General features: G+C 39.3%; 18 protein-coding genes and 1 pseudogene. 2 read left to right on the forward strand and 17 right to left on the reverse strand.

All coding sequences use genetic code 11. The features are described 5' to 3' along the window. Nucleotides 1-426: 426 nt before the first annotated feature. Nucleotides 427-845: pseudogene (locus BS333_RS22380) on the forward strand (DDE-type integrase/transposase/recombinase). Nucleotides 846-1,120: 275 nt separating this feature from the next. After that, nucleotides 1,121-2,227 carry a DSD1 family PLP-dependent enzyme gene (locus BS333_RS19750; protein ID WP_021710792.1) on the forward strand — a complete coding sequence of 369 codons (1,107 nt, stop codon included), beginning with the start codon at nucleotides 1,121-1,123 and terminating at the stop codon, nucleotides 2,225-2,227. Here the strand turns inward: BS333_RS19750 and BS333_RS19755 are convergent. From BS333_RS19755 to BS333_RS19840, 17 genes are all read right to left on the reverse strand, one after another. After that, nucleotides 2,224-2,886 (reverse strand): helix-turn-helix transcriptional regulator, encoded by a 663-nt coding sequence (locus tag BS333_RS19755; protein WP_021710791.1) that lies wholly within the window; start codon nucleotides 2,884-2,886, stop codon nucleotides 2,224-2,226. The two genes, BS333_RS19750 and BS333_RS19755, sit on opposite strands and share 4 nt — an antisense overlap. A 337-nt stretch (nucleotides 2,887-3,223) precedes the next feature. After that, a complete protein-coding gene (locus BS333_RS19760; protein ID WP_021710790.1) occupies nucleotides 3,224-3,781 on the reverse strand; it encodes an imm11 family protein in 558 nt (185 codons plus the stop codon). 189 nt (nucleotides 3,782-3,970) lie between these two features. After that, nucleotides 3,971-4,339, reverse strand: a complete 369-nt coding sequence (locus BS333_RS19765; protein ID WP_021710789.1) for a hypothetical protein — start codon at nucleotides 4,337-4,339, stop codon at nucleotides 3,971-3,973. Then, nucleotides 4,339-4,896: a hypothetical protein gene (locus BS333_RS19770; protein ID WP_021710788.1), complete on the reverse strand. Its 558-nt coding sequence runs from the start codon at nucleotides 4,894-4,896 to the stop codon at nucleotides 4,339-4,341. The genes BS333_RS19765 and BS333_RS19770 overlap by 1 nt, the downstream gene beginning before the upstream one ends. A gap of 189 nt (nucleotides 4,897-5,085) precedes the next feature. Beyond that, nucleotides 5,086-5,454 (reverse strand): hypothetical protein, encoded by a 369-nt coding sequence (locus tag BS333_RS19775; RefSeq protein ID WP_021710787.1) that lies wholly within the window; start codon nucleotides 5,452-5,454, stop codon nucleotides 5,086-5,088. After that, a complete protein-coding gene (locus tag BS333_RS19780) occupies nucleotides 5,454-6,011 on the reverse strand; it encodes an imm11 family protein (protein WP_021710786.1) in 558 nt (185 codons plus the stop codon). Before BS333_RS19780 ends, BS333_RS19775 begins: the two co-directional genes overlap by 1 nt. 928 nt (nucleotides 6,012-6,939) lie before the next feature. Beyond that, entirely contained in the window at nucleotides 6,940-7,968 is a 1,029-nt protein-coding gene (locus BS333_RS19785; protein ID WP_158297092.1) for a hypothetical protein, read from the reverse strand. Further along, nucleotides 7,969-12,570: a PAAR-like domain-containing protein gene (locus tag BS333_RS19790; protein ID WP_021710784.1), complete on the reverse strand. Its 4,602-nt coding sequence runs from the start codon at nucleotides 12,568-12,570 to the stop codon at nucleotides 7,969-7,971. A gap of 19 nt (nucleotides 12,571-12,589) precedes the next feature. Next, nucleotides 12,590-13,033, reverse strand: coding sequence for a hypothetical protein (locus tag BS333_RS19795; RefSeq protein ID WP_021710783.1), 444 nt, complete (start codon nucleotides 13,031-13,033; stop codon nucleotides 12,590-12,592). A gap of 991 nt (nucleotides 13,034-14,024) precedes the next feature. Continuing rightward, complete coding sequence (cas6f, locus tag BS333_RS19800) at nucleotides 14,025-14,630, reverse strand: type I-F CRISPR-associated endoribonuclease Cas6/Csy4 (RefSeq protein ID WP_033004182.1); 606 nt, start codon at nucleotides 14,628-14,630, stop codon at nucleotides 14,025-14,027. After that, nucleotides 14,630-15,670, reverse strand: coding sequence for a type I-F CRISPR-associated protein Csy3 (csy3, locus tag BS333_RS19805; protein WP_021710781.1), 1,041 nt, complete (start codon nucleotides 15,668-15,670; stop codon nucleotides 14,630-14,632). Before csy3 ends, cas6f begins: the two co-directional genes overlap by 1 nt. Before the next feature lie 6 nt (nucleotides 15,671-15,676). Continuing rightward, a complete protein-coding gene (locus BS333_RS19810; protein WP_021710780.1) occupies nucleotides 15,677-17,764 on the reverse strand; it encodes a type I-F CRISPR-associated protein Csy2 in 2,088 nt (695 codons plus the stop codon). A gap of 2 nt (nucleotides 17,765-17,766) precedes the next feature. Then, nucleotides 17,767-18,978, reverse strand: a complete 1,212-nt coding sequence (locus BS333_RS19815) for a TniQ family protein (protein ID WP_021710779.1) — start codon at nucleotides 18,976-18,978, stop codon at nucleotides 17,767-17,769. A gap of 460 nt (nucleotides 18,979-19,438) precedes the next feature. Then, nucleotides 19,439-21,265: a P-loop NTPase family protein gene (locus tag BS333_RS19820; protein WP_021710778.1), complete on the reverse strand. Its 1,827-nt coding sequence runs from the start codon at nucleotides 21,263-21,265 to the stop codon at nucleotides 19,439-19,441. A gap of 358 nt (nucleotides 21,266-21,623) precedes the next feature. Continuing rightward, a complete protein-coding gene (locus BS333_RS19830; protein ID WP_021710776.1) occupies nucleotides 21,624-21,845 on the reverse strand; it encodes a GmrSD restriction endonuclease domain-containing protein in 222 nt (73 codons plus the stop codon). A 2-nt stretch (nucleotides 21,846-21,847) separates the two neighbouring features. Beyond that, complete coding sequence (locus BS333_RS19835) at nucleotides 21,848-23,629, reverse strand: restriction endonuclease subunit S (protein WP_021710775.1); 1,782 nt, start codon at nucleotides 23,627-23,629, stop codon at nucleotides 21,848-21,850. A 2-nt stretch (nucleotides 23,630-23,631) separates the two neighbouring features. Next, nucleotides 23,632-25,110: an N-6 DNA methylase gene (locus BS333_RS19840; protein WP_021710774.1), complete on the reverse strand. Its 1,479-nt coding sequence runs from the start codon at nucleotides 25,108-25,110 to the stop codon at nucleotides 23,632-23,634. Between the last annotated feature and the right edge of the window lie 127 nt (nucleotides 25,111-25,237).

A 25,237-nucleotide genomic window follows, 5' to 3' on the forward strand; every position in this document is an offset into this window, starting at 1 on the left:
GGAGTATTCTGCTCAAGTTTTTCAGGACACTTTTCTAGGGCTTGGTTGCAAAAACCTCACAGAAAGCCAGACTTTAACTATGATTCACCACTTATACCCTAGTGACCTCAAGATGCTTGATTCAGAGCGAGGTCACTGAGTCGAATTCAAGGAAGACAACGAAGCGGGATAGTATTCTATCTCCAAGTTGTCTGACGCAAGAAGTCGGCTCAGTGACACGCTCCCAAAGGGCGAGTGACCTTAACTCTCAGACTTTGTTAACGATTCTCAATGTAGGCTACTAAATCTTCGAATCGTTGCCGTGCCTGAGAGCTAAGGTCATCTCGCTGAACGCAGCATCTTGAGGTTACTTGGGTATAGCAATGCGTTATGGCCAAGTCTGAATTCAAATGGCGGCATTTCACCCCTGAACTTATCTTATAGTGTGTGCGGTGGTATGGCACTACCGCAATGAGCTACGCTGTTATTAATTCACCCGTATTGATTCTTTTTGGCAGCTTGATGAAACTTAAGTCGCGACAAAACCTCCTTTCATCCCAACGCATTGAATACTGAAAAATATTCGTCTTATGGTAATACCATTGCTCGTCTCAAGCTTGAAGGCAGCCTACGCCAAGATGTTTAACATCGACAAGTGAAATATCTCAACAATGGCATTGAATCTGACCACGCTCCTATCAAAAGCTTATCGAAGCCACCAGTGGCTTCAGAGTGCGAAAGCGGGCTGGTCAAACATTCAAGGGTTTGAGGGGATAAGGATGTTGAATAAAGGTAAGCGTCTTTCTATCGACTCATTGACTTTCCAGTATCAGCACAGAGACCGCCAACTAAGGCAGCTGCTATAGGAATTAAATAACAATAATAACAGAAGATAAAAAGTCCCCATGGACAAGGAACATGGGGAAACCTGAATTAGCTATATTAAGCAAAGCTATATTTTATAAAGGCTCTGTATATATGCTTTTTTCATTCATAAAAATAGGGAGTCTTAAAAATAAAGATAACCAGACGTTGATTATCGTTATTTTTTTAAGTTTGTATAGGGACAGAATGACCCTATACAAACTTAAAAATAAAATATATCATATAAGGTTTTAAATTAATAAATAGGAAGATTTAAATGCATTATAATCAATTAGATACACCATGCTTAATTATCGACATGGATAATATGGATTTCAACATCAAGACAATGATGAAAAAAACACATGATCTTGGTTTAAATTTAAGACCTCATACCAAGGCACATAAGAACCCCGATATAGCCAAAGCTCAAATCCTAGGCGGTGCAAAAGGGATCTGTGTTGCAAAGTTGGGAGAAGCTGAAGTCATGGCTGACGCTGGAATCGATGATATTTTGATTACCACTCCGATTGCTGGAGAAGTGAAAACAAAACGTCTAATTTCACTTTATAAAAAACATCCAAATGCTCGGTTTATCCAGGTTATCGATAATAAAGCTCATGCGATAGAAATAAACAAAGAAGCTGAACAGGAAAATGTCTGCGTTCAGTTATTAATTGAAGTAGAAAGCGGACAAAAGCGCTGTGGAGTTGAAGTTGGTGATGAACTACTCGATCTTATTAAGTTAATTAATTCCCTTAGTAACGTTAGTTATGTCGGTTTGCAAGCTTACAGCGGCCATTTGCAGCACATCAAAGGATTTGAGAGTAGAAACAAGCAAGCAAGAGAAGCCGTTCTACCTTTATTTAATTATCTAAAAGAAAAGTTAATTCCAAACGGTTTTAAACCTGAGATTATAAGTGGTGGCGGTACTGGTACTTATCAGGCTTATTCAGATTTGGAATATACAGAAATACAAGCAGGCTCATATGTTTTCATGGATTCGTCATACCTATCTATTGGAGATGAGACCAATCAAGATTCAAACAATGAATTCAAAAGCGCGTTAAGTGTCATCGCAACGGTGATCAGCACTCCTACACGAGAGCGCGCAGTCATTGATGCTGGAATGAAATCCTTATCTATTGACTCAGGGATGGCAACGGTGCTTGACAACACCAATCTAATTTATCAAACAGGCGGAGACGAGCACGGCATCATTCACGCAAAGAACAAAGAGCACAATTTAACTATTGGTGATCGAATTGTGTTAGTTCCGAGTCACTGCGATACAACATTAAACAATTTTGATTTCGCATACTGTGTTAGGGACAATAAAGTTATTAATAAAATTTGCATTGAAGGCAGAGGACGCTCTGATTAACCAACTAACTGATGCCTAATGATATATTTCGAAGGAATGTATGTAGAAATATTGTACGCTATACAATAATCGATTAACGATTTTCTTGTATTTGTACATGATTTATACATCATTCTTTCTATTGTTTTTCTGACTGATAAAACCGTCACACCCATACGAAGACTTATTTCTTTTGTACTGTGAAACTGCATTAAAAGATACAAAACTTCCCATTCCATTTCAGTAAAAATGTCACTAGGTGGTGAAAGTGCAATAGATGAAGATTCTTTTTCTTTTTGGATCACAAGACTATCGATGTTTTTCGCAGGTTCTGCCCAAAAATACACCCCAACGCACTCATTACCCACATAGAATGGCCTTTTATGAAAAATCCACGCTTCCAGTTTTTTCTCTTTCCAAAACGGATGAATTTCAATTGATGATTTTGTTTTTAATGTTTTGGCTACCAACTGATCGTGAGCTTGAAACTCTTTTTCGAATTCATAGGTGGGGCAAGGCAGTTCGCCATCAAGCCGTCCTTCGATATTAAAACTCTCAGGTAAACACTGCATCATTTTATACGCTCGATTTACAAACACAAATCGAGATTGCAAATCTTTCACACCACACGGCCACTCATCAGCCTCCCAGTGATCAATCAAAATTCGAGAGATGTCCATATAAACTCTTATTCGAAGTAAAATTAGGTTTTATTATTATGTATTAGCTGTAAAAATGCACTTTCTATTTCTAAAAATTTTGGAAAAGCTTAATTAGATCTCAATTTAAAATTAAATCATTCCTTCTAAGAGCTCTAAAGTCTCACTATACAATCGATTACATTAATATTAATGGTATTGTATAAAATATACAGAATACTGCTTTATAGCCACAGCCAAGAGTAGAATTTTGTAGACTGGCTGGATGATTTTTATATTCCAACTCTCTCAACTAGTCTCTCGAAACTAAATCTTATAAGCCCATTTTGATTAAACGTTTGTTTTATCCAGTTTTCCATTATTTGACCTCCACAGGGATACACATCAAGCCGGTAACTTGGTTTGCATCCAGTATATCTTTAACTTTTTGGTTGATTACAATGCCTCTAGGAAATTCTTTTACCCGAAATACATCATGACGAATAATCAATTTTGATAGTTTATCTTTACAGAATGTCAATTTACTAATGGAGCTATAGGCATTACGAAAATCATCAAAATAAGATGCTCCCGATGCCTTTTCGTTTAGTAATGAGTAAGTCGTAAACACATTCATGAAGCTATACTCATCATATTGAACGCCATCAACATCCACGGTAACTGGAATAAATTGAATTCCAGAGATATATTGCTTCAAAAACTCATCGACAACTCTGCGGTGTGGAATAAAACCTATCGCTTTAAGTACATCTGACATCGCTCGCTGTTTATACACTTGGTCAACTCTGACCATAGGCGGAATGTCGTAATATTTAATCCCTAGTTCAATTGTACTAACAATTTTCTTCACATCTTGATCAAATGAAAATGAAGCTTCATCGTCGATAAATGCGCATTTTAATTGGTAATAATTCACTTAACCTCCTAGTTTTGCAGTACTAGTTTGAAATGTTTATTATTGAATCATTAATGTGTTTTATTGGCGTCGAACCAATAAACTTCCACGGGGAGTTTTTTGCTCACTATCAACGCCATCACCTGAGAAAGTGCCAAAATCATTAAAAAAGCCACCATGAAACAAAGTGGCTTGTAGTCTCGTATAGTACTATAACTGTCGGTGTAGGCGTGGTAGAGGCTCGCTGCTGGTGATCTTCTCTGCTAAGAGAGGGTGGAAATAAAGCCCTGTTTTATCATACGCCAGCATGATTTGTTCACCTTGCCCAAGACATGACTCAACTTGGTGAACTGCAACAGCATGTAAAAATTCATACTCCCATTCATCCTCTCCGTTAAGCCAAACCATTGCTGGTGTTGTCTGTAGGTCATCGGAAATGTCTAGATCATCATGAATATACAGCCCAGGAAACAAAGTAAAATCAAGAATAAGTCCTGGCAAAATACCAAAGCGACTCTTATCATCAGTCGCTTCAAAAGGCCCATTTTGATTAAACGCTTGTTTTATCCAGTTTTCCATTATTTGACCTCCACAGGGATACATATCAAGCCAGTAACTTGGTTTGCATCCAGTATATCTTTAACTTTTTGAGTAATTACAATTTCTCTAGGGAATTCTTTTACCCGGAATGCATCATGACGAATAGTCACTTTTGATAGTTTATCTTTACAGAAAGCCATCTTTCTAATGGAGTTATAGGCATTACGAAAAACATTAAAATCAGATGCTCCCGATGCCTTTTCGTTTAGTAATGAGTAAGTATTAAACACATTCATGAAGCTATACTCATCATATTGAACGCCATCAACATCCACGGTAACTGGAATAAACTGAATTCCAGAGATATATTGCTTCAAAAACTCATCGACAACTCTGCGGTGTGGAATAAAACCTATCGCTTTAAGTACATCTGACATCGCTCGCTGTTTATACACTTGGTCAACTCTGACAATAGGCGGAATGTCGTAATATTTAATCCCTAGTTCAATTGTACTAACAATTTTCTTCACATCTTGATCAAATGAAAACGAAGCCTCATCATCGATAAATGCGCATTCTAAATGATAATAGTTCACTTAACCTCCTAGTTTTGCAGTGCTAGTTTGAAATGTTTATTATTGAATCATTAATGTGTTTTATTGGCGTCGAACCAATAAACTTCCACGGGGAGTTTTTTGCTCACTATCAACGCCATCACCTGAGAAAGTGCCAAAATCATTAAAAAAGCCACCATGAAACAAAGTGGCTTGTAGTCTCGTATAGTACTATAACTGTCGGTGTAGGCGTGGTAGAGGCTCGCTGTTGGTAATCTTCTCTGCTAAGAGAGGGTGGAAATAAAGCCCTGTTTTATCATACGCCAGCATGATTTGTTCACCTTGCCCAAGACATGACTCAACTTGGTGAACAGCAACAGCATGTAAAAATTCAAACTCCCATTCATCCTCTCCGTTAAGCCGAACCATTGCTGGTGTTGTCTGTAGGTCATCGGAAATGTCTAGATCATCATGAATATACAGCCCAGGAAACAAAGTAAAATCAAGAATAAGTCCTGGCAAAATACCAAAGCGACTCTTATCATCAGTCGCTTCAAAAGGCCCATTTTGATTAAACGCTTGTTTTATCCAGTTTTCCATTACTTGACCTCCACAGGGATACATATCAAGCCAGTAACTTGGTTTGCATCCAGTATATCTTTAACTTTTTGGTTGATTACAATGCCTCTAGGAAATTCTTTTACCCGAAATACATCATGACGAATAGTCACTTTTGATAGTTTATCTTTACAGAATGTCAATTTACTAATGGAGCTATAGGCATTACGAAAATCATCAAAATAAGATGCTCCCGATGCTTTTTCGTTTAGTAATGAGTAAGCAGTAAACACATTCATGAAGTTATACTCATCATATTGAACACCATCAACATCCACGGTAACCGGAATAAACTGAACTCCAGTGATATATTGCTTCAAAAACTCATCGACAACTCTGCGGTGTGGAATAAAACCTATCGCTTTAAGTACATCTGACATCGCTCGCTGTTTATACACTTGTTTCACTCTAACCATAGGCGGAATGTCGTAATAATTAATCCCTAGTTCAATTGTACTAACAATTTTCTTCACATCTTTATCAAATAAAAATGAAGCTTCATCGTCGATAAATGCGCATTTTAATTGGTAATAATTCACTTAACCTCCTAGTATTGCAGTGCTAGCTTTAAATACTTTTTGTTAGCCATTGCCATATGAGTACCATCGATTGAACGACATAATCTGAAGTTATCCATACAGGATTACTGAGAGGTTTATTTTCGAATTCAACTTTCACTAGTGGCTCTTCTTAACCTAACAGTAAAATTCTATACCCATGATTTTACTGTTTTTTCAACAATAAAAATAATGTCACAATAACCAAGAAATCAGCCATTTTTACTTAAAAAAACACCTAAAAATTGTCTTTTTTATCCTTAACCTGACCTAAAAAAAGGAATAACCTTCATTTATAACTTCTTAATCCGTTAAGATAATTCAATAAATGTGATTTAGATCAAGTATTAAGATCTAGATGTGAAGGCTATTCTCCAAAAAATCGACACTACATAATGAGGGCTCAATATACAAACAAGGAGCGCAAAAAGTTGAAAGGCTTGATTCAATATCTGATAGATGGAAATCAGCAAACGCTGTCGCTGAAACCATAAGATGTCCAATCACATCTAAGAATTTCATCATTTTGGATTACGACTGTAGGCATAAGATGTCCCAAAGTAAAACCATAAAGTGTCCTTTTTCAGTATATTAAGAAAAAAACAAAAATTATTTGTAGTAAAATTACGTAATTGATGAAGTACTCTTTGTACTCTCAAAGAAATGATTAACACCCAAACCTAGAGTATCAATAAGCCCATTCATGCAACTTCATATCGCACGGACAATTATTCATTAGAATACGAATTCTAACGTTTGATGTTTGGATTAGAAATAGTATCTATGTTATGTGCGAGTCTAAAGATGATCTTTTAAAGCCTCGGTATCGTCAATTCTTTTCAGACAGATTAAAATGAAGCAACACAATGGTCGCTTCATTTGCAATATCACAATAAATAGAGGAGCAATCTCACTTCTTGAAATTGAAGTCTCCAAAACCCCAGATAATGTGGCTTTGATATTTGTCCAAAAATTCTTCCCCACCTTTTAGAGCGGCTTCAATACGCGCCTCTAAGTCTTCGGGCTTTTTACTGTCACGGAGGAAAAACTTTGTCTGAGGCCTTTCAAATGAATCTGCAGCAATCAACGCTTCCTTACCATTATCCATAAAAGCAAGGATCTGACCCAACGTGTAGATATAATCACTGGAGACATGGCCAACAAACTTATCTATATCAATCGCTGGCATTGCTTTGACCACATAACCATCACGCTTTTTCGTTTCAAAATTTAAAACGATACACAATCCCGTGTTGTTGGTCATCAAACCCACTTTATCAAAAGCAGCTGCACCTACTCTACCAGCTCGCCACGAATAGACAATTTGCTTCCGTCGATCAAAGTATACTTCTGCATCACGAGGTTTTAGTAGAAAGAAGGCCCAAAAAAAGAGAGTGACTCCATAGAGCCCTCCGAATACAGCTATATATAATATAAACTCCTTAAGTTTACCGTTGCCAAAAGTGGCTAACGCCTTCATATGAGTGAAAATTGTTATCGAGCCTTCTTTATCTGTATAAACTTTATATCCTTGAATTTTTTTTAAGTTCCTCTGAATAAAACTTTGATAATAATTGTACTCTTTAATATTCCCATTTTGCTGGGCTTCCTTTGCGTATTTGGTATAAGTAGCGACTCTTTCTTTATGATATTCTACCATATCAGCAGCATGCTCCTTACTGTAAGAGAAGCGGGGTGGAGCATTCACCATCATAATAGCCGAAAAAACGGTGAACATTATTAGTAAAGGAATAAGAACAAAGTTTCGACGCAAGTGAGAGCCCGTGCGTAGAGTAAGTACATCATCACTTACAGACGAAATCGGTTCCTTAGGGTCTTCTTTTTCGATAGCAATTTTTACTTCTTTTCGAAGAGCTGGCCAATAGTACGCAAAAGGGGTTCCTCGGAACATGGATAATTGCATTGAAAATATACTCATTTACAAGAACACCTCTAATGGATTCTCAAGTATTTCATATTTGTTATCATTCATTCCTATCGTACCATGACTTTTTATTTCAAAGAATTCCGTCAGAAAACGTTTAGGGACAGTTATATCGGGTGATGGTTGGTAACACCATTTCAAAAAGAATCCATGCTCAGCTTTGAGGCGAACCTTAAGTTCAAATCGCGATATATTACTTTCTTTTGATTGCTCCATACTCTCTTTCTTAGCTAGATTTAATGCAGTTATATGCTTTTCGATTTCCTGTTCAAGCTGTCGAGCTAACTCATTTGTGAGTACCTCATCGACTTCGGGCTCTGGTATTTCAGGGTTTATCCTTATTAATTCAGAAGGCATAGAATTTCTCATCATATTTTTAATCGAAAGTTTCTCTTTATTTGGGACGGTCATTATCTCGCCTTGCAACTGTGATATTCCCAACTTAAATGCTGCTAGACTAAAAGCATACTCTTTAATATACATTCTCCTGCCAGTTTGCTCATCATAAAAATCTTCTGCTACAACCTTAACATATGGGCGGTAAAAGTAGTTATGGAACTCCTGAGTTTCTATTTCCATAGCTCTTTTAAGGTATTCATTTTTTGTTTTCTTCAATACTGGGAGGAGTTTCAGCCTTTCTTCAGGATTTATTATTTTTTTAAGTTGATCTTCACTTGAGATAAAATCTTGCCAGAAAGGATAACGTTCAGACTTACCCCAGAATGAATTGAAAAGAAAGTTTTCAAAAGGACTTTTATCCAATCTATCTATATTTTTGCCGTTAATATAGAGGCCGGCAAAGCCTATAAAAAAGCACGCCAGACCTATTGCAGGAGCCATCCAAACCGTTGCAGCAAGAAATACCAAAAGCCCCGCTTGTACAATACGTGCTGTGAGCAGCCCATTCCTACCAGCTCTAAATGCAATGAAACCATTTCTTAATTCGAGACCAGCCATCGCAATATTTGCCGCAAAGAGTAATGGTTTGGTAATCACAAGATTACTAAGACTACTCTCTAGTCTGCTACTGTATGCTACAAGGCTGGTTACCCCCAACCTCTGTGCTGCTTGAACACTTATACTTGGCAGCATCCTAGCTAAGACGGCCTCAGTGCCATTCATAACTGCTTGTGCACCTCTAGCGAATATATTGACCGAATATGAACCAAAGTGTGCGATCGCTATGGTATCGGCAGTAATCGCCGTAAGAGCAGAGATTAACTCCGTAACTCTATACAACGCAGGTTCCTCTAAAGTCTCAAAGTCCGTTTGGGCAAGTACAGACTGTATAGTAGAGAGATTGAGGCTAAACGACCACTTAGCCATATATACCCCGAAACCTCTTGCAAGAGGTGCTGTCACCATATCTAATAAAGTAAGCCTCTTACTTTCAGGGTATTTACCTGCGTTCTTTTCAGGAGCATATTTAGGTTTTTCCTTATCATGAACTGGTTGAACAGGTTTAATTTCCATCAGCTTGATCATCATTGGGTCAACCTTCATTTGGGCCCTTATTTCTGTAAGCTTTAAAAGTCCTTTCGCCACCTTTTCAATGCCAGCATTTATTCCCCTGGAAGCAAAGTTTTTTCCGGGGTTGACGACTTTAGCCTCGATTTCACTGATAGGCACATCAATGGTTGAACCTGTGAACCTAATGCCCAGCATGTTCTCAAATACATAAGGTAAATACTCTCGATAGAAAAGCTCCACTCCTTTCGCTTTTGCTAATTTTTTTTGCCACGCTTTATTTTCTTTTTTATATGTATAGTTTACTTGAATTTTAATAAATAAATTCGCAAAATAGTAAAAGAAGGCGTTACTTAAAGTTGTGTAAGATGCATCCCATGGACTTGCGTCCTGAGGGTGAGTAAAGAGCTTTTTACATAAATCTGCTAAAGCCTCCCAAAACAAGGCAACAACACCAACGCTTTCTTCTCCTTTGAAAGCCTCGTTAATCCACATCATCTTAGCCTGCATCCCTTCTTCACAAGCTGTTATATTTCCCATTATCCCCAAGTAAAAATTCAATAATTTAGTAAATTCTGGCATTGATAGATAATCATCGTCTGGGTAACGCTCAATAAAATACTTACCATATCCATGTAGCGTACCTAATGAAACATCCCCTTTACCTGATCCCAAACCGTTAATGAAGTAATCCATATGCTTAATAAGATACTCTCGGCGGGCTTTATAGTTATTTACTTCTTTGTAAAAAACATTTTTAAAATCGTCATAGGTTTTTAAGTCTAAGTTTTCTTCCGCGATCTTCTTTAATCCCTCATCATTACTCTCAACAATACCATCCACAAATATGCCCATTTTGGCAGGATAATCATTCAAATATGCATATGCATGACTGTCGGTAATCGTAAGGGTAAGGGCATGCGTGATGTCGCGCTGGCGTCCAACAGGATCAAAGAGAGCTATAATCGTACCAGGTTTTGTCTGGCAAGTACTTTTCCTCATTTCTTCAATAAGCTCATCTGCACGAAGATGATAACTTAATGTGGACGTACTCAAATCCCAACCGTGCTTCTCTGGTTGACCATCTTCGAAGGCTGTCAACCAACGATGATCGCCTAGCCGATAATCTTCTACTAAACTCTCTAAATTTTCTTGAGTTACTCCAACGCTGTAATCGGTACTTTCACTGGTCAAATCTATCCGTTGCATGGCCTTTTCGCGAAAAGTTTCATCCTCGTTCATTTTATCAATGATACTGGCCGCCCACTCGTGTTCACAGTACGCAATCGAAATTGATTCTGTATTGGGGGTCACAAAAGCAAAGGGGTAAAAAGTCTGCCCTGATGATGTATCTAATTTCAAACCATCTTGTGCATTTTCTTCATTTAAAAATAAGTATCTTTCAAATTTTTCGAGCACCCCTGTGGGTGTCTCCACTTGTACATATTTAAAGATTTGAAATGGCCGTTTGCCTTCATCACCCTCTTCTTTAATGTATATCCAACCTTCGCGTAGAATACGTAAAATATATCCGCCTGTTTCTTTAAAACCCGATGCGGCTTGCATCTCTGGAAGTGTTGGGGGCAAACTTGGTTCTCTTTCCTCATCAAAAAGATCTGCATAAGCAAACCGAACCGGGTAAATGGGAATAACATGTTCTATAAGACCAGGGAATTCCTTCAAATACGGTTCAACGGTATCTAGGGTTGATGTTGTATCAACTACCGCAGTTATTGTATTACCCAATGTCGAAAAAGAGTACTCTTGGTCTCGAATGATATTATTATCTTCTAACTGAGCCAGCAGTTGTTTCACTTTGACGGACATTTTTTTAAACACGTCGAATATCAGGCTTCTCAAGACCTCGACATAGTCAACCATGACATCGATATGTTTTTGAAAAACCTCTTCAGATAAATAGGAATACTTCAAGCTAGCTGCTTGGTCACGAAGGAAGACTAAACGCCTGGTGAGTTTCTTAAATAACGGCTGCATAACGTCTTGTATCATCGTGCGTGACGCATTATTCCAGTCAAACCCTTTTAAATAAGCGACGGGATTACCTAAACCTAGATGGCGGAGATAACTGAGTAGTCGGTTTATTGTTTCATGGGGTGCTAAACGGAGTATCACAGAAAGGATTTGACCTTCCTCAAGGGCAGCAGGCATCACATAAGCAAGAAGGATTTCGGTGGTATGCGGCAAAGGTTCATCTAAACTACCGAGGATAACTTGACAGATTTTATCAAAATTGTATTCACTGTCTGGATGCAAGTAGGGAAAGTGCGTTTTTACCTCCGCTTCTAAGATATCATGGAAATATTTATCTTCGATGAGAGAGTGCCCCATACACCCCCATAAAAGGCCTGAATCCACACGAGTATGTTGCCAAAACCCTTGCTGCCCTTTTATTGCAATATCAAAGAATTCATAATCAGGTACGTCGTCATAGAGCGGGTCATCGCGAAAGTGGGGATTTTCTCGGCGGATAGGATTAAGTACATATTCATCGAAACTCTCTCTCACAATTAGTTGGGCCTCTCTGGTAGGCTCTAACTCTTTAACAGCACTTTTACCAGCACTATCGAGCATTCCAGAGTCAACGTATGCTCCGGATTCATCCACTAATTCAAAAGGAGCATTGGCAAGACGTTTACCGTTAGGGTAACGAACGATAATTTCTATTTCCTGCAATTCTTCAACCGTTTCATCTACACTAACCGATTCGCTTTGGACGCCTCCAAGGCACATGGTATTGCCCTTGTTCATCGTCATTTGGTCTGTCATCCGAGCGACGCCTTTCCCTTCAATTAAAACATTAGGGGAAGCCGAAATAAATTTAGCTTCTGCTTCAATGGTCCCTGAAGAAACACCTTTTTTATCCCCTCCAGCGTCTCCTGTACTTTTTGAAAAGGTACTGTCTTTTAATGCGATGCTGTTACCGCCATCTGCGGTAACCGTTGTGGTTCCCCCTGCTAAATCCGATGATTTCGCATTATTTCCATAAGGAATGGGAACAACAGGCTTACCAACTTTTGTTAAACAAACGTCAGGAAGTGTCGCATTCGCCTCTGCTCCTGAGCCTTTATGAACAATACTTAGCCCGTTTGCTGCAATCGTTATGGCCATACCTATTCTCTCTTCTTAATTAATTTAAACTGATTTTCTTGGCTTGAATCTTTTGAGTTCTTTCAGCCATGCTGTTGATGTGTTTTGCTTCGGTTTTAATTGATCCGGTTTTAGCCGTCATCGTGACATTGGCATCACCAGAGCGAAGCGTCAGTTTCTCATCACCTTGAATAACCATCTTTTTAGCACGCAGCACCAACACATCGCGTTCGAGTAAAGAGGTATAAATATCAACCACAATCGGTAAGTTGACGTCCCCCCCGAAAAAATCAATTTGGCAGTCCAATTTATTATCAATGGCTAATTCGATGTCTGATTGAGAGAAGGCTCTGCCTAATACTGCCCATGTTTGATGGCGTTTAGTATTGCCATGGAAGTCAACCTTTACCCGAGAGCCGTCCATTTCTTTTATCCATCCAATTCGAGGATGATTCACTGGAGATAACACCTGTTCTTCTGACATTTTACTGTTTCACAATCCAAATAAAAGTTATATATAATAACAACTTAAATGGGTTTTATCTTGTAGCACTACGAAGGGTAATAAGATGAAGTTGATAGTTAAAAAATCTATTTAGGTATTCATTTCATAAGTTATGAAAAGAAATAAGATGGGTAACTACGATAAAACGACGGCTCCTGATATTAAAGAATTCATTGTTTTTGTGATTAATACAGCAATTTACATTCAAATCATCATTTTGCTAATTTCATATAATCATTCTTAGATGCACCTGACGAAGAATTAGTTTTAATATGGGAAAAGCATATTAACAGAGTATTAATGAGTAAAAATCCAAACCATTTTGGGGTACTTCTGCGTTACGAAGTGCTACCTTGTGAAGCCTCTGGGCATAAATTATCTAACTAAGCTAAGCTGACAAAGTATGACTAAACCTTACCTTGTTGATTAGTATATACACGGCTCTGAGTTCGCACCAAAGCCTTATAATACATATCACAATGCCTCGAATTCTCAATTAAGGTTTAAAATACAATCAGTTGTACTCTCTAGCTAATGGATTGTTTTGCTAGCAGATTTAAAGAGAATTACATTCCTCACCGCCACAAGGTATTGTTATAAAAATAAAACCCCAAGAAATCCCAGGGTTTTTATATCGTATAAACTACCTTTTCGGCAGTCTTTTCTGGTGTTATTCCTGAGTGGTTTTTTAACATACTCTTAACTACCTATGCGGCAGTACAGTTCAATGTGACTATCATTATCAGCATCGTCATTTTCTTAGCTACCTATGCGGCAGTACAGGAAACTGCATATGATAGTGCCAATCGATCACTTTTCTTAGCTACCTATGCGGCAGTACAGTGATAACTGTAGTATCTAACTCTATGATTTCGTGTGTATAACATCACAAAACGCCAAAATACCCTTTTATTTAGTTCAAACATAACTCATTGATTTTATGATTATTAAAATACTCTTCAAAAAAGGGTTATAAATCTAGGTCTGGCACGGTACCCCTTCTCTCCTGTGCAGTTGCTAGTCCATAACTACTAAAGTTCGCCTCAGAACGTTCATTAACCACTTGTTTTTGAGTAAATAAAAAATAGGTTTGCCCTGATGAACCACTAGAAATGGGAACGCGGTGAAAATGTTCAATAGATCGCTCTTCTCTTGCCTGAGGTATTTTTAATGCATGCCCTAACGCTGAAGCTCTAGCAATACTTCGTTTCATTCGTCGCAGCTTTGAACCTCGAAAGCTTTTGCCAATACTTTGGTTACGGACAAACCTCAGTTCACGCACTGTTTTAGGAACTTCTAGTACACCAGACAATTCAAACAGCCCGTCACTTACCATTAAAGAAAAATAGTTCTGAAAAGATAGAGCGGTAAGCATTTCTTTGCTTTCCGCTACAAAAGCTATTCTTTGTCCCACAGATGTAAATCCCCAATCTGGGAAAGTTACTCCTATTTTGTTCATAGCTTGAGGGTTATTGATCATAAACAAGTGCATTTCGTGGATACAACGGCCAGCCAAGAGGTCATGGTCGGCACCTGCTGGCAAATATTTAACAGAGAAATAATATCTCTTTGTCATCATTTATCCTTCTTTGGAGACGAGCCATTAAACAAGCCACCTTTAACTAAGATCGACATAATGAAATGCACCTCATTAGGGATAGTTTGAGAAACCACCATATCTTCAACCCAAGCTTCTGTATTTTGTATTAAATGATAAAAATCGTTTTTAAACTTAGGATGTCGCCTAGCAATTACATACTCTCTATCTGCTCCATATTCATTAACCCTTAATGGTTTGTCTGCTTCTTCATGCCACCAATCATCGATTAGTTGTAATGCTGCTCCAACTTTTTGTCCATGTAGTGCAACTGTTTGTTGCCCACTTTCAAGTTCAATTGTTGCGAACTGCTTAGTAGGCATATCATGTTCTTTGGTGTCTAAAAACTTTTGACTTGGGTAGATCTCATCCCCCCAACCAACCGTTATTTCTGCTTTCACATCGAGATAAAAATACTCAGTCGGTTCAGAGAGTGCTCTGGCAAAATAATCTGTGAGCTTTTTCAAACATTCAGACGATTTATTGTCCCATTGACCATACCAAGAAAGTCTAAGAGCATTATCAATGACGAATAAATCTGAGTCGCTAGTCCTCACTTCGATCTTTATATTTCTGGGGCCTCGATTTCGCCAAAGCCATGTACCTAGCAGAATATTTTTCGCGTAACGATTTGCCAATTCAGAGTACCCACCGAGTTCCTTGTACACACGAGCAAGCTGAGATAACTGAGTACGAACGTCATCATCATTGCAAATTTGAGGAGTAAGTGAATTAGCACTGATTCTCAGAGAGAAGGCACAATAGATTTCATCGACACCTGGCCTCACGTAACACTCTTCGATAAATTGAGGGTTGGCATACGCCAAATCTTGAGGCGCAACGTTTTTGGGTGAAAAATTATTGCCTTGATAAGCTTCGGAATACCCTCCCTTGGGAGCACGTAATCGGGTTCTATCTAATCCTATTGGGTTTATAGTTCCATCCGAAGATAAGGAATAGAAATAAGCTTTGCCAGTAGAAAGTGAACGCAAATAATTGAGTTGATTACAAAGCCTCATAAGCCACTAGTCCCTCAGATTTTTTATAAGAATAGTTTCGTCGGTGAGTTCTAGCGACCAAAAGGCATGATTAAAAAAGTGATCACGGCCAGCAAAACGCACATCAATTGGACTCAAACGTTTTGCGATACCGAGAGCGTTTTCTGCATAAGCATGAAACTCGGTTAATGCGTTCTCACGTGCCTTTGGGGGCTCTAGTAAATGAAAACCAATCGAAATTGGCATATTATCCATATCTTGGTTTAAAAGTTGTTCAAGATCATCAAAACAATTTGGCTGCTCATCGCTTGGCAAAACCCACCGTCCATTTGCTGGCAAACCTTTTATCCGATTAAAAAAACTGCTCTTACTACTAAAAACCTTCAGCCATTCTATCTGTAACGACATCAGTGGTTGGTAGACTGCACCACCGGCAAAAACGAGAGGAAACGTAGCTTTTAGCTCTGACAAATAATCAGATAGTCTATTTTTGCTATCAACTCGTATCACCAAATCCATTTCTAAATCGGACTGTCGCTGTCCAAGTGTCGTAGGACGCTTAACGTTAGAAATCGTTCTCTTTGTAGCAACAGAGTTAGGCTCAGAAAGTTTTGCTGATGATTGAATATATTCACTACGAACAAACAGCGAAAAACCCGAAAATTCAACATGATTTTCACTGTCAATTCGTTTATTAAATTCTCTTTGGTATTGATGCACGAAGCCCCAGATAGCGGTCAGAGATGGAAAGCCAGATAAATATGGACAACTCATCGCTACCACGTCTTGCACTCTTAATGAGGAGAGGTAAATATATTGTTCAGTATGACTTGTGTCTTCCTGCTGCTCTGTTTTACTAAGCTGAGTAAGCACCCATTTAATCTGTGCTTTAGCTGCTTGCATAAGCTTAGGGTGATAAGCAAACTGAGTGGTGAATTTGTTTTCCTGAAAAGCCAAATGCAAGCGTTGATTAAAATCGTTGACTAGTGAGGTAAACTCTAATTCAGGCTTTGCTAGAAAAGCCTGTGCCAATGAATCTTGATACTCCATTTTTTGTTGATTGGGTTCTGCATCTTGAAGATCTCTCAACTCGATAAGAGGTAACATCCATAACGCAATTTGTTTGCGCAATAGCTTAGTTTGGATACGACGAGAGGCATTTCTTTGCTTGTGCGTTTTAAGTGGCTCAAATCCAATAAGACGATTAAGAGTCTGGCATATTTTGTTATTCGTCAGCTGATAGTCGTCAAAAAATCTCGATCTCTTCTGGTGATACCTTATTAGCGTTTGCTTTGAATCAGCTTTTATACCTAGGGAGTAATCCAATATTTTTATATACCCACCCAAGCTGCCACATAAGCCACCAATACTTGCTGGATTGGGCAAATATGAAGAAATAAAACGTAATTGGCTCTCTTTGTTGCGTGACCTGATTTCGAGCTCTCTTTGGATGGAATGACTCACCACAGGGGTAATAGTCAAATAATGCCCTTTCCGTGGGAGTCTAATTTGCTTGCTGTATTCGCTGACCCTGTTAGGAAACGATTCTTCAGGCATCTCAATATAAGATAGTTCCTTTATATCAGCAAGTTGCTCCACACCCAAACCAAAATCTTGGAGCAAAACCATCCAAGTATGGTTACTGCTCTTAATCATCGACAAGAGATTCACCGACTGTGACTGCCAACGAAAAGGGGTTAATAGCCAAAGAGTAAAGCGATAAACCGCAGAGTTATGTGACCAACCCCAGCTCTCCTCTAATGCTGCACTTGATATGAATGATTCTGACGTGATAAGAGGTTTGGCTATTATTCTTGAATCTTTAACACGACAATCTGGAAACTTAAGGTTATGAGTATGAAACCATTGAATTTCATCTAGAGAGGATTTGAGATTTTTAGAATCATTCAGATAATTCTTAGCACGTGCATCATCCAACCAATCCGCACATTTATCAGCTTGATGGTTTGAACTGAGATTAAGTAAGATCGTTAACGCTTCTTTTTCAAACCCTTCAACACAGACATCTTCCGTATAGGGCATGAACATCTTCTTTAACGTAGCCTGTTTTAATACTTCGTCTTCGATTGCCAATAAGTCACTTAACTTCGTCATAATTACCACTCTGGTAGATACACATTTAAGCCATCACTTTCAGAACTCATTCGGGTTAACTTTGTCTCAATAACACTTCTTAAAGTAAAGGCCGACTCGTGATTCGCTATTTTTGTATGGATTCGCGGCCTGATAGCGGCTTTAATTTCACCAAACTCATACAACCGATAGACCTCATCCGTTGTACAAGAAAGCAATGTAGAAGCTTCTAAGGGACTAAGCAGCAAATCACCGATATTTCCTTTCGCGCTTGAAGGTACTGTTGCTATAAGCCGAGTAAAGTAAGCTAACACCTGCTTAAGTACGATATTGTGGTTTAATTGACGACTGGGTAACTGGCGACAATCTTTAAGCAGAGAACCAAAAGCTTCATTGAAAAACATTTTCTTCCAATTCTTTACTCGAACAACTTCAGCCTTTTCTTTCAATCCATCAAGTTCTTGCCACAATACTGTTGGCCAATCACTACAGTATTCGATGAATGACTCAAAACTGAGTTCATCAAACTCACCATAACGATTTACATACCAAAGTAAAAAACCATAGCGCTCAGATATCGTCATTTCTGCCTTCAGTAACCACAAGGGTTTTGAATTATTGCCTGACAACCATTGAGCGACCAATAACTCGGCTTCTGGCGCATCCTCTATAGGCGAATTTCGGAGTTCATAACCACATTCACATTGGTTAATACTCTCGGCACTTTGGTATTCAAGTCTCGACTTACACTCTGGGCAGCGATGAATCAGCTTACAGCCATGGTATTGACAAACTTGGTCAGAGATAAATTGCCACTGCTGGCGAATGTAGGGTGCTTCGTCAATACACAGAGGGCAAATAGGCGTGAAGCGTTTACGAAGAAAAGCATAAGGGTAATCAACCCCGAATCTATGTACCGCTTTGTATTGCGGAGAGAATTGAGCTTTTGAATGTGATAACGCTAAGCGCAGTACGCCAAAGTTATTGAGCTTAAATTGGTTCTCAAGATGGATAAGAACCCGCACCCGCATTTGGCTTGTCGTCTGCGCGTGATAGATATTGACTCGGTTAAGCTCTAGAGGGAAAGCACCGGCAATCGCTTCATGCTGATCCATGGTGTCAAACCAGATATCTTCGGCGAAATGAGAGAATCGCTCGTAACCTTGCTCTTGCGATAAGCGCAGTAAGAAGCTTTCGAGCGATTCATCAGAGTAGAGTTGAATGTCCGTATTCACATGTCACCACACTAAAACTTAGGATTTCTAAGCTTTATTATGGTTTATTTTCAGAATATTACCAAAAAATCGTCAATTCATATCAGATAACGAAAAGGTCGATATAACTCTATCAAACATGATTCTTTAACCACACCAGATAAGTGGAGGTTATGGCTGCATAGAGAAGTGCTTAAAGCTCCATACGTGTGCCGATTTCATAGCGTTTTAACTCAATCACCACCAAGTTGCCCTTATGAGTAATTGCCAGTGAATCAATACGTCTCCAGCTATCTTCCAGTCGAAAGATTCTTTCGATAGCATCAAACAGTAAGGACAATGGAGTCAACTCAACCTTTAAGCGCTACTTATAGATCTTGCCCACTCTTACAGCCTTTCGGCTTCAAAAGTGGTATATTTTAAAAAAGTTATGTTCTTGTTTGAAATGTTACAGAGAGACTCAAAGGTTTACTATCCTGAGCTATTCGTTTGTTGAACCAATAAGCTTTTCAATCTCACGAACGTAAGACTCCCAATGCTCGACAAGATCACGGGTTACTTCAAATTCAGAGCGATTATAATCGTTAGACTTAAACCAAGCTCTTGTGTGCTCAGCAATGCGATCCTTATAGCCAGGTCCCTTTCCCCACTCGTTGTATGCTTTGCCCCAGAAATGACTATCAGCTTTAATTTTATCTTCGTAGATTGAGCGCCCTTTGTTTAATGCAAGTTGAGAGATATTATTAAGGCGGACATCAGTTGTATTCTTAAGCTGCTTTAACAGTGAAGCGCTTGGCTTCAACTCTTCTTGAGACAACATATTGTTAATCAATATGGTCAACTCGTCGCGTAACGGGGCAATTTTAGCCATACACTGAGCACGTGATGCAACTGCGAGCTCCTGATAGTAGTTCAGATTGTGCCAGTTACCATCACGATTCACGCTAGCACGCACACTCGCAGCATAGGTGCCTTTGGAACAGATAGAGGTAATTAATGGCACAAAATACTCACTCAACGTTGGCGTACATGCTTTCGACTTTTTTAGCCATGGCTCCAGAGTCAGCTTTACTTGATTAATTGCAAGAGAAGCTGACTGAGATTTGATTTCATCTTCCATCTCGCAGATTGATTGTTCGATCTCTAACAAACGCTGTTCATGTGCTTTTCGCAAAGAACGTACCTTGCCCACAAGCATCTCAAAAAGCTCTGCAGAGTCATCTTGCTTTGCATCAAAAAATTCCACATCGAGACCACGCACTGCGTACTTTTGACACAACTCGCTGTTCACTTGCTCTGCTTTAATATCACGACCATCTTCTTTATCTCCCACTGCTTCATCATAATCCATCACATCTTCCGCTTCACCAGCTCGATCAAGGATCAGAAGAACCGACTCATCTTTCAAGCGAGGCTTCAATCCGGCCTGAATAGCACTATCAATCATTTTTGAGCAGGTTTGATCGGGCGCATCATTGAAACGTGAGCAGAAAACACTGATAGTTTTATCACTTGTTAGACACTGGTCGAGATCCACACGATTGACTGTTTGATCGACACCTTTCGTATCTACAAAAGTGATTGAAAAAGAGTCTTCCTTGTGACGAAGTGAAGGTACATATAGTGTAATACGTTTAGCTAAGCCCACGTTAGGGTGCGTGGCACTGTTGATCAGCTTGAATGTCTCATGAAGCCAGGCCATGTGAGCTTGACCATCAACATTTTCAAACACAGTTTTAGTGCGTTGAGCAAGGTTTGCACGTTGGATAAACTCTTCACACAGCATATCCACCGACGACAGTTGCTCGGCAAACACTTTAGCATAATCAGTAGCTGTACGTTTTCCATCCACTTTTTTACGAACGACTTTCAGTTCGAGCATATTGCGAAGTGCTCGTTCAACTTCAGCACTCAACTTAAAACCTTCTTGGTCGTTATCAACATCATCTGATTTCAGATAGAGTGCAAAGTCTGTCAGATAACTACGCACTTCTTCTTCTGTATATGGAAGCACCTCGATCTTAGCCTCTGTCGCCTTTTTGATGTGTACTTCGCAAAGTGTAGTTCGTCCTGAACCAGTGCTAAGAACAGAATTTTGCTCGTTTACCAACCCTAATAAATGACAGATAGATGTCGTTTTACCAGCTCCTACATTTCCGATAAAGGCAATATGATGCTCTTTATCCGCAAGGTATGATTCACTGAGCTTGTACATTTCTTTGTGGTTTTCTAGTTGGGAGCGCAAAGGGCTTTGAGTTGACATACATGCCAGCAAATCTTCGATCGTCTTTGAGAATTCAGTTTTCATTTTCAGTTACTTACTCTAAGTCATGGGTTTAAAATAAGCACCACAATGCTAGATGTTCCTTTGAAAAAGGTGCTTAATTTCTACAAAAATCGGGGGACTGTATTTCAGCAAGTAAAACTGGACAATGATGTTGATCAACATTTGTTTTTATACGAAAAAAATATGCACGCGCACACACTGAGATCAATCACTCAAACAGCATCGGCCCCAACTTTGTCACACTGGCGACTCGCAACTTGGGCACTTAATGTTAATCGAACACATCGGCATCAAAGATAAATCGGTCCAATGCTCGCCATTCTTAATCAATCGTGTATTGCAGGAACCACAGTGGTTATAAACATTAAACTGAGTACAGTCATTGCACCGATACCAACTCTTTTGATAATTTGATTTCATCTTGATGCAGTACCACCGTACCAAGCCGATAACACGGCTTAGTACGGTAATGAATAATGTCATCAATCAGCTGATTAACGTGCTTGGGTTGCCATTTATATGGGCGCTGATACTCAGGAATTATGAGTGATTTATCCAACAACTGCGCAATGGTTTGAGGCTGATTGAAGACAATGGCCATGGTTATACTGCCTGTTCAATAATAGCGTCAGTGAGGTGTAATTGTGTTGTGTGAGAGTCTAATAACCTTATTTTTAACTGCTCACAAATGGTTTCTAGTTCCTCAACTTTTGCTACGATTAAATCCTGTTCTTTTATTGGAGGGAGAGGTATTAGAAGTAATCTTGCTTTCTTAATACCAAAAACACCATGAGTACTATTCGTTTTTTGTTCACCAAGAACCTCATTAAGGGTTGGGCTATTAAGGTATAACGCTAAGAATTTAGGCTCTACATATTTATTTCTTGGTTGAATCAGTATTAAGTTTGCCGACAAACAATAATCAAACGGCTTAGTCAGAAAGAAAGGCTTTCCTAATGTTCCAATCTTTCCAAATACGAAATCACCTACTCTTAGCTCATATCGTTCACGATGTTCTTCTAAGACATTCCTACTAACTTTGCGAGCATTATTAAAGTTGATACCACTGTTATGGTCGATATCTGTATAGCCAATATACGGAACTCCTCCCTCTACTTTTGGAGGGGTTCTATGGCTAGGTTGAGGATCTATGAAGTCAGCAACCTCCTCTCCTCGACACCACTCCCACCCATTCGGCAGGTCAAACGGCTTTTCATCCTCAGCAATTGGCGGCAGGGCTTTTTGCTTTTTGATTTTCTTCTCTTTGATGAGCTGCGCTTTTTCTTCTGCAATACGCTCTAGCAGCACCGATGCAGGTTCATCGTTTGTATCTTGTGGGACAAGTTTACCCATCACCGCCAGTTGCAAGATGGTTTGTTTCAGTTGGTCGATGCTCTCTTCTGTGGTGAACAAAGTATCAAAATACTCGCTAATGCGTGCCCAGTTTTCCATTAACTCATCGGCATCTGCTGAGTTGGTTAATGTGTTGAGTAACGTGCTCACTAATAACTGATGCGCTTCAATACTGGCTTCGGTTTGTTGCTCTAGTTGGTCGCAAAGTGCCATTAATTCATCGACTTTGTCGACAATACGGTGTTGTTCGGCTAAAGGGGCTACGGGAACAACTAATGAAATAACAGAACTTGTATTTAATTCAACCTGTTTAGTTGAACCTGAAACCAATGCATTTTCATTATCAGGGGAAATTCTCGATTGAACTCCAGGAGCCATAATAAAACACCACAGAAATCGACTATAAACGTTCGTTAATCGAATAACTGTTACGTGTGAATCAGCTACAATTTTCTGATATGGAATATCATTAATTACATTTGCTCGTCCTACTGTACCTGTGCCTGTAGAGTTCCACAAAATATCATTATCTCGTAGAAATCTTTCTTCCTGATATGCATCTAAACTTTCATCAGTTACATAACGGGCAGGTGCTAAATCAAACCCTGAGTTTTGCACGCATTTTTGAGATACAACTTTAACACTCCCTGATTCAGCATATTTAGGACCTTTTCCTCGCTGAATATATGTCGTTAAATCTTGTAAATGAGCCCATTCCCAACCAACTGGTAATGCAAAACATTTTTCTTCTTCTGATATCTCAAGTAATTTTTTCGGTTTCTTAATTTTCTTCTCTTTCACCAGCTGTGCTTTTTCTGCCGCAATGCGCTCAAGCAACACAGACGCTGGTTCATCATTCGGATCTTGCGGCACTAACTTACCACGCACCGCCAATTCTAAAATCAACTCACGCAGTTTCTTCACGCCATACAGCTCTAGCTTTTTGCTACTGCCACGCCCTGAAGTGGATTTGGTTTTTACCGTTGATGTCCACGTATCAATGTGTTGGGTAATTAACGATTCAACGGTCATGATCACGCCTCACTGCCAGCTGATGATTTCAGCGCATCACCCAAGATGCTCTTTAACTGGTTGCGTAATTCTGCGATCTCTTGTTGCTGCTGTTGGAAGCTTGCCAATAGCTCTTGGGGATCATGGCTTATAACTTCATCTTGGTGCGGATTTTTAATGTCTAAGTTGAAGTTACGCTCGATGATCTCTTCAATCGAGACTTTCCACGCATGTTCATTTTCAACGCGTGAAGCAAAACCGTCTGCTTCATTGCCCCACCAATCAATTTCTTGCTGGAACTCTTCAAACTTCATCGGCTTGGTCTTGCTGTAGTTCTTCACGCCCTCTGGGTATGGGTGCTCATAGAACCACACATCTCTAGTTGGCTTGCCTTTGGTGAAGAACAGAATATTGGTTTTAATGCCTGTGTATGGGTTAAATACCCCATTTGGCAAACGCACGATGGTATGTAGGTTACATTCTTCTGTCAGCATTTTTTTGATTTTGGTTTTAACGCCTTCACCAAACAATGTACCATCTGGCAATACTACGCCTGCTCGACCGTTGTTTTCATCAAGCACTTCAATAATAAGCTGTAAGAACAGATCGGCCGTTTCACGAGTTTGCATCTCGGCAGGGAAGTTTTTCTCAATGCCATCTTCTTCCGTACCACCAAATGGCGGGTTGGTCGCAATCACCTTGATGTTGGTGTCCCAACTTGAAAGCGGCTTGTTGAGCGTATTGCCGTGTTTAATTTGTACTGGCACTTCAATACCGTGCAGCATCATATTGGTGATACACAATAGATGCGGAAGCTGCTTTTTCTCAACACCGTGAATTTGTTTCTGTAGTGTTTGGTGGTCCGCCGCTGTCTGCACGTAATTGTTTTTGACGTGCTCGAATGAACAAGCAAGGAAACCGCCTGTCCCTGTAGCAGGGTCCATGATAGATTCGCCAAGCTTTGGATCGAGTCGGTCAACGATAAAACGTGTTACGGCACGAGGCGTGTAGAACTCGCCTGCGTTACCAGCACTTTGCAAGTCTTTCAAAATTTGCTCGTAGATATCACCAAACAAATGACGTTCGTTAGAGTCGGTAAAGTCAATCTCATTAAGTTTGTTGATGACTTGACGTAACAACGTACCGTTCTTCATGTAGTTGAACGCATCACTAAAAGCTTCTTTGACCAAAAAACCACGCGGGTTTTTATCCACTGGCGCTATCATATTCTTTAAACGAAAGAAGAGATCATCGTTGATAAATTCAAGCAGTTTGTCACCCGTGATGCCTTCAGCATCTGCAGCCCAATTGCGCCATAAATATTTTTCATCAATCGGCGTTGTATAGTCGTCCATTTCCAGTTCTAACTCTTCTTCCTGAGCATCGAATACTTTCAAGAATAACAACCATGACATTTGGCCAAGGCGCTGAGCATCACCATCGACACCTGCATCTTTACGCATGATGTCTTGAATAGATTTAATTACGGAACTGATAGACATATTGAACTACTTTAGCTAACTGAAATTGTGGGGGATTATAGCAGAGTAGATGTTGAAATAACTGAGAGATACCAGTCTAAATTGATAGGTATTTGGTCAGTTACGACAAATCACAAGTTACTCGACT

Source organism: Vibrio azureus (assembly GCF_002849855.1).
In the GTDB taxonomy this organism is placed as follows: Bacteria; Pseudomonadota; Gammaproteobacteria; order Enterobacterales; family Vibrionaceae; genus Vibrio; species Vibrio azureus.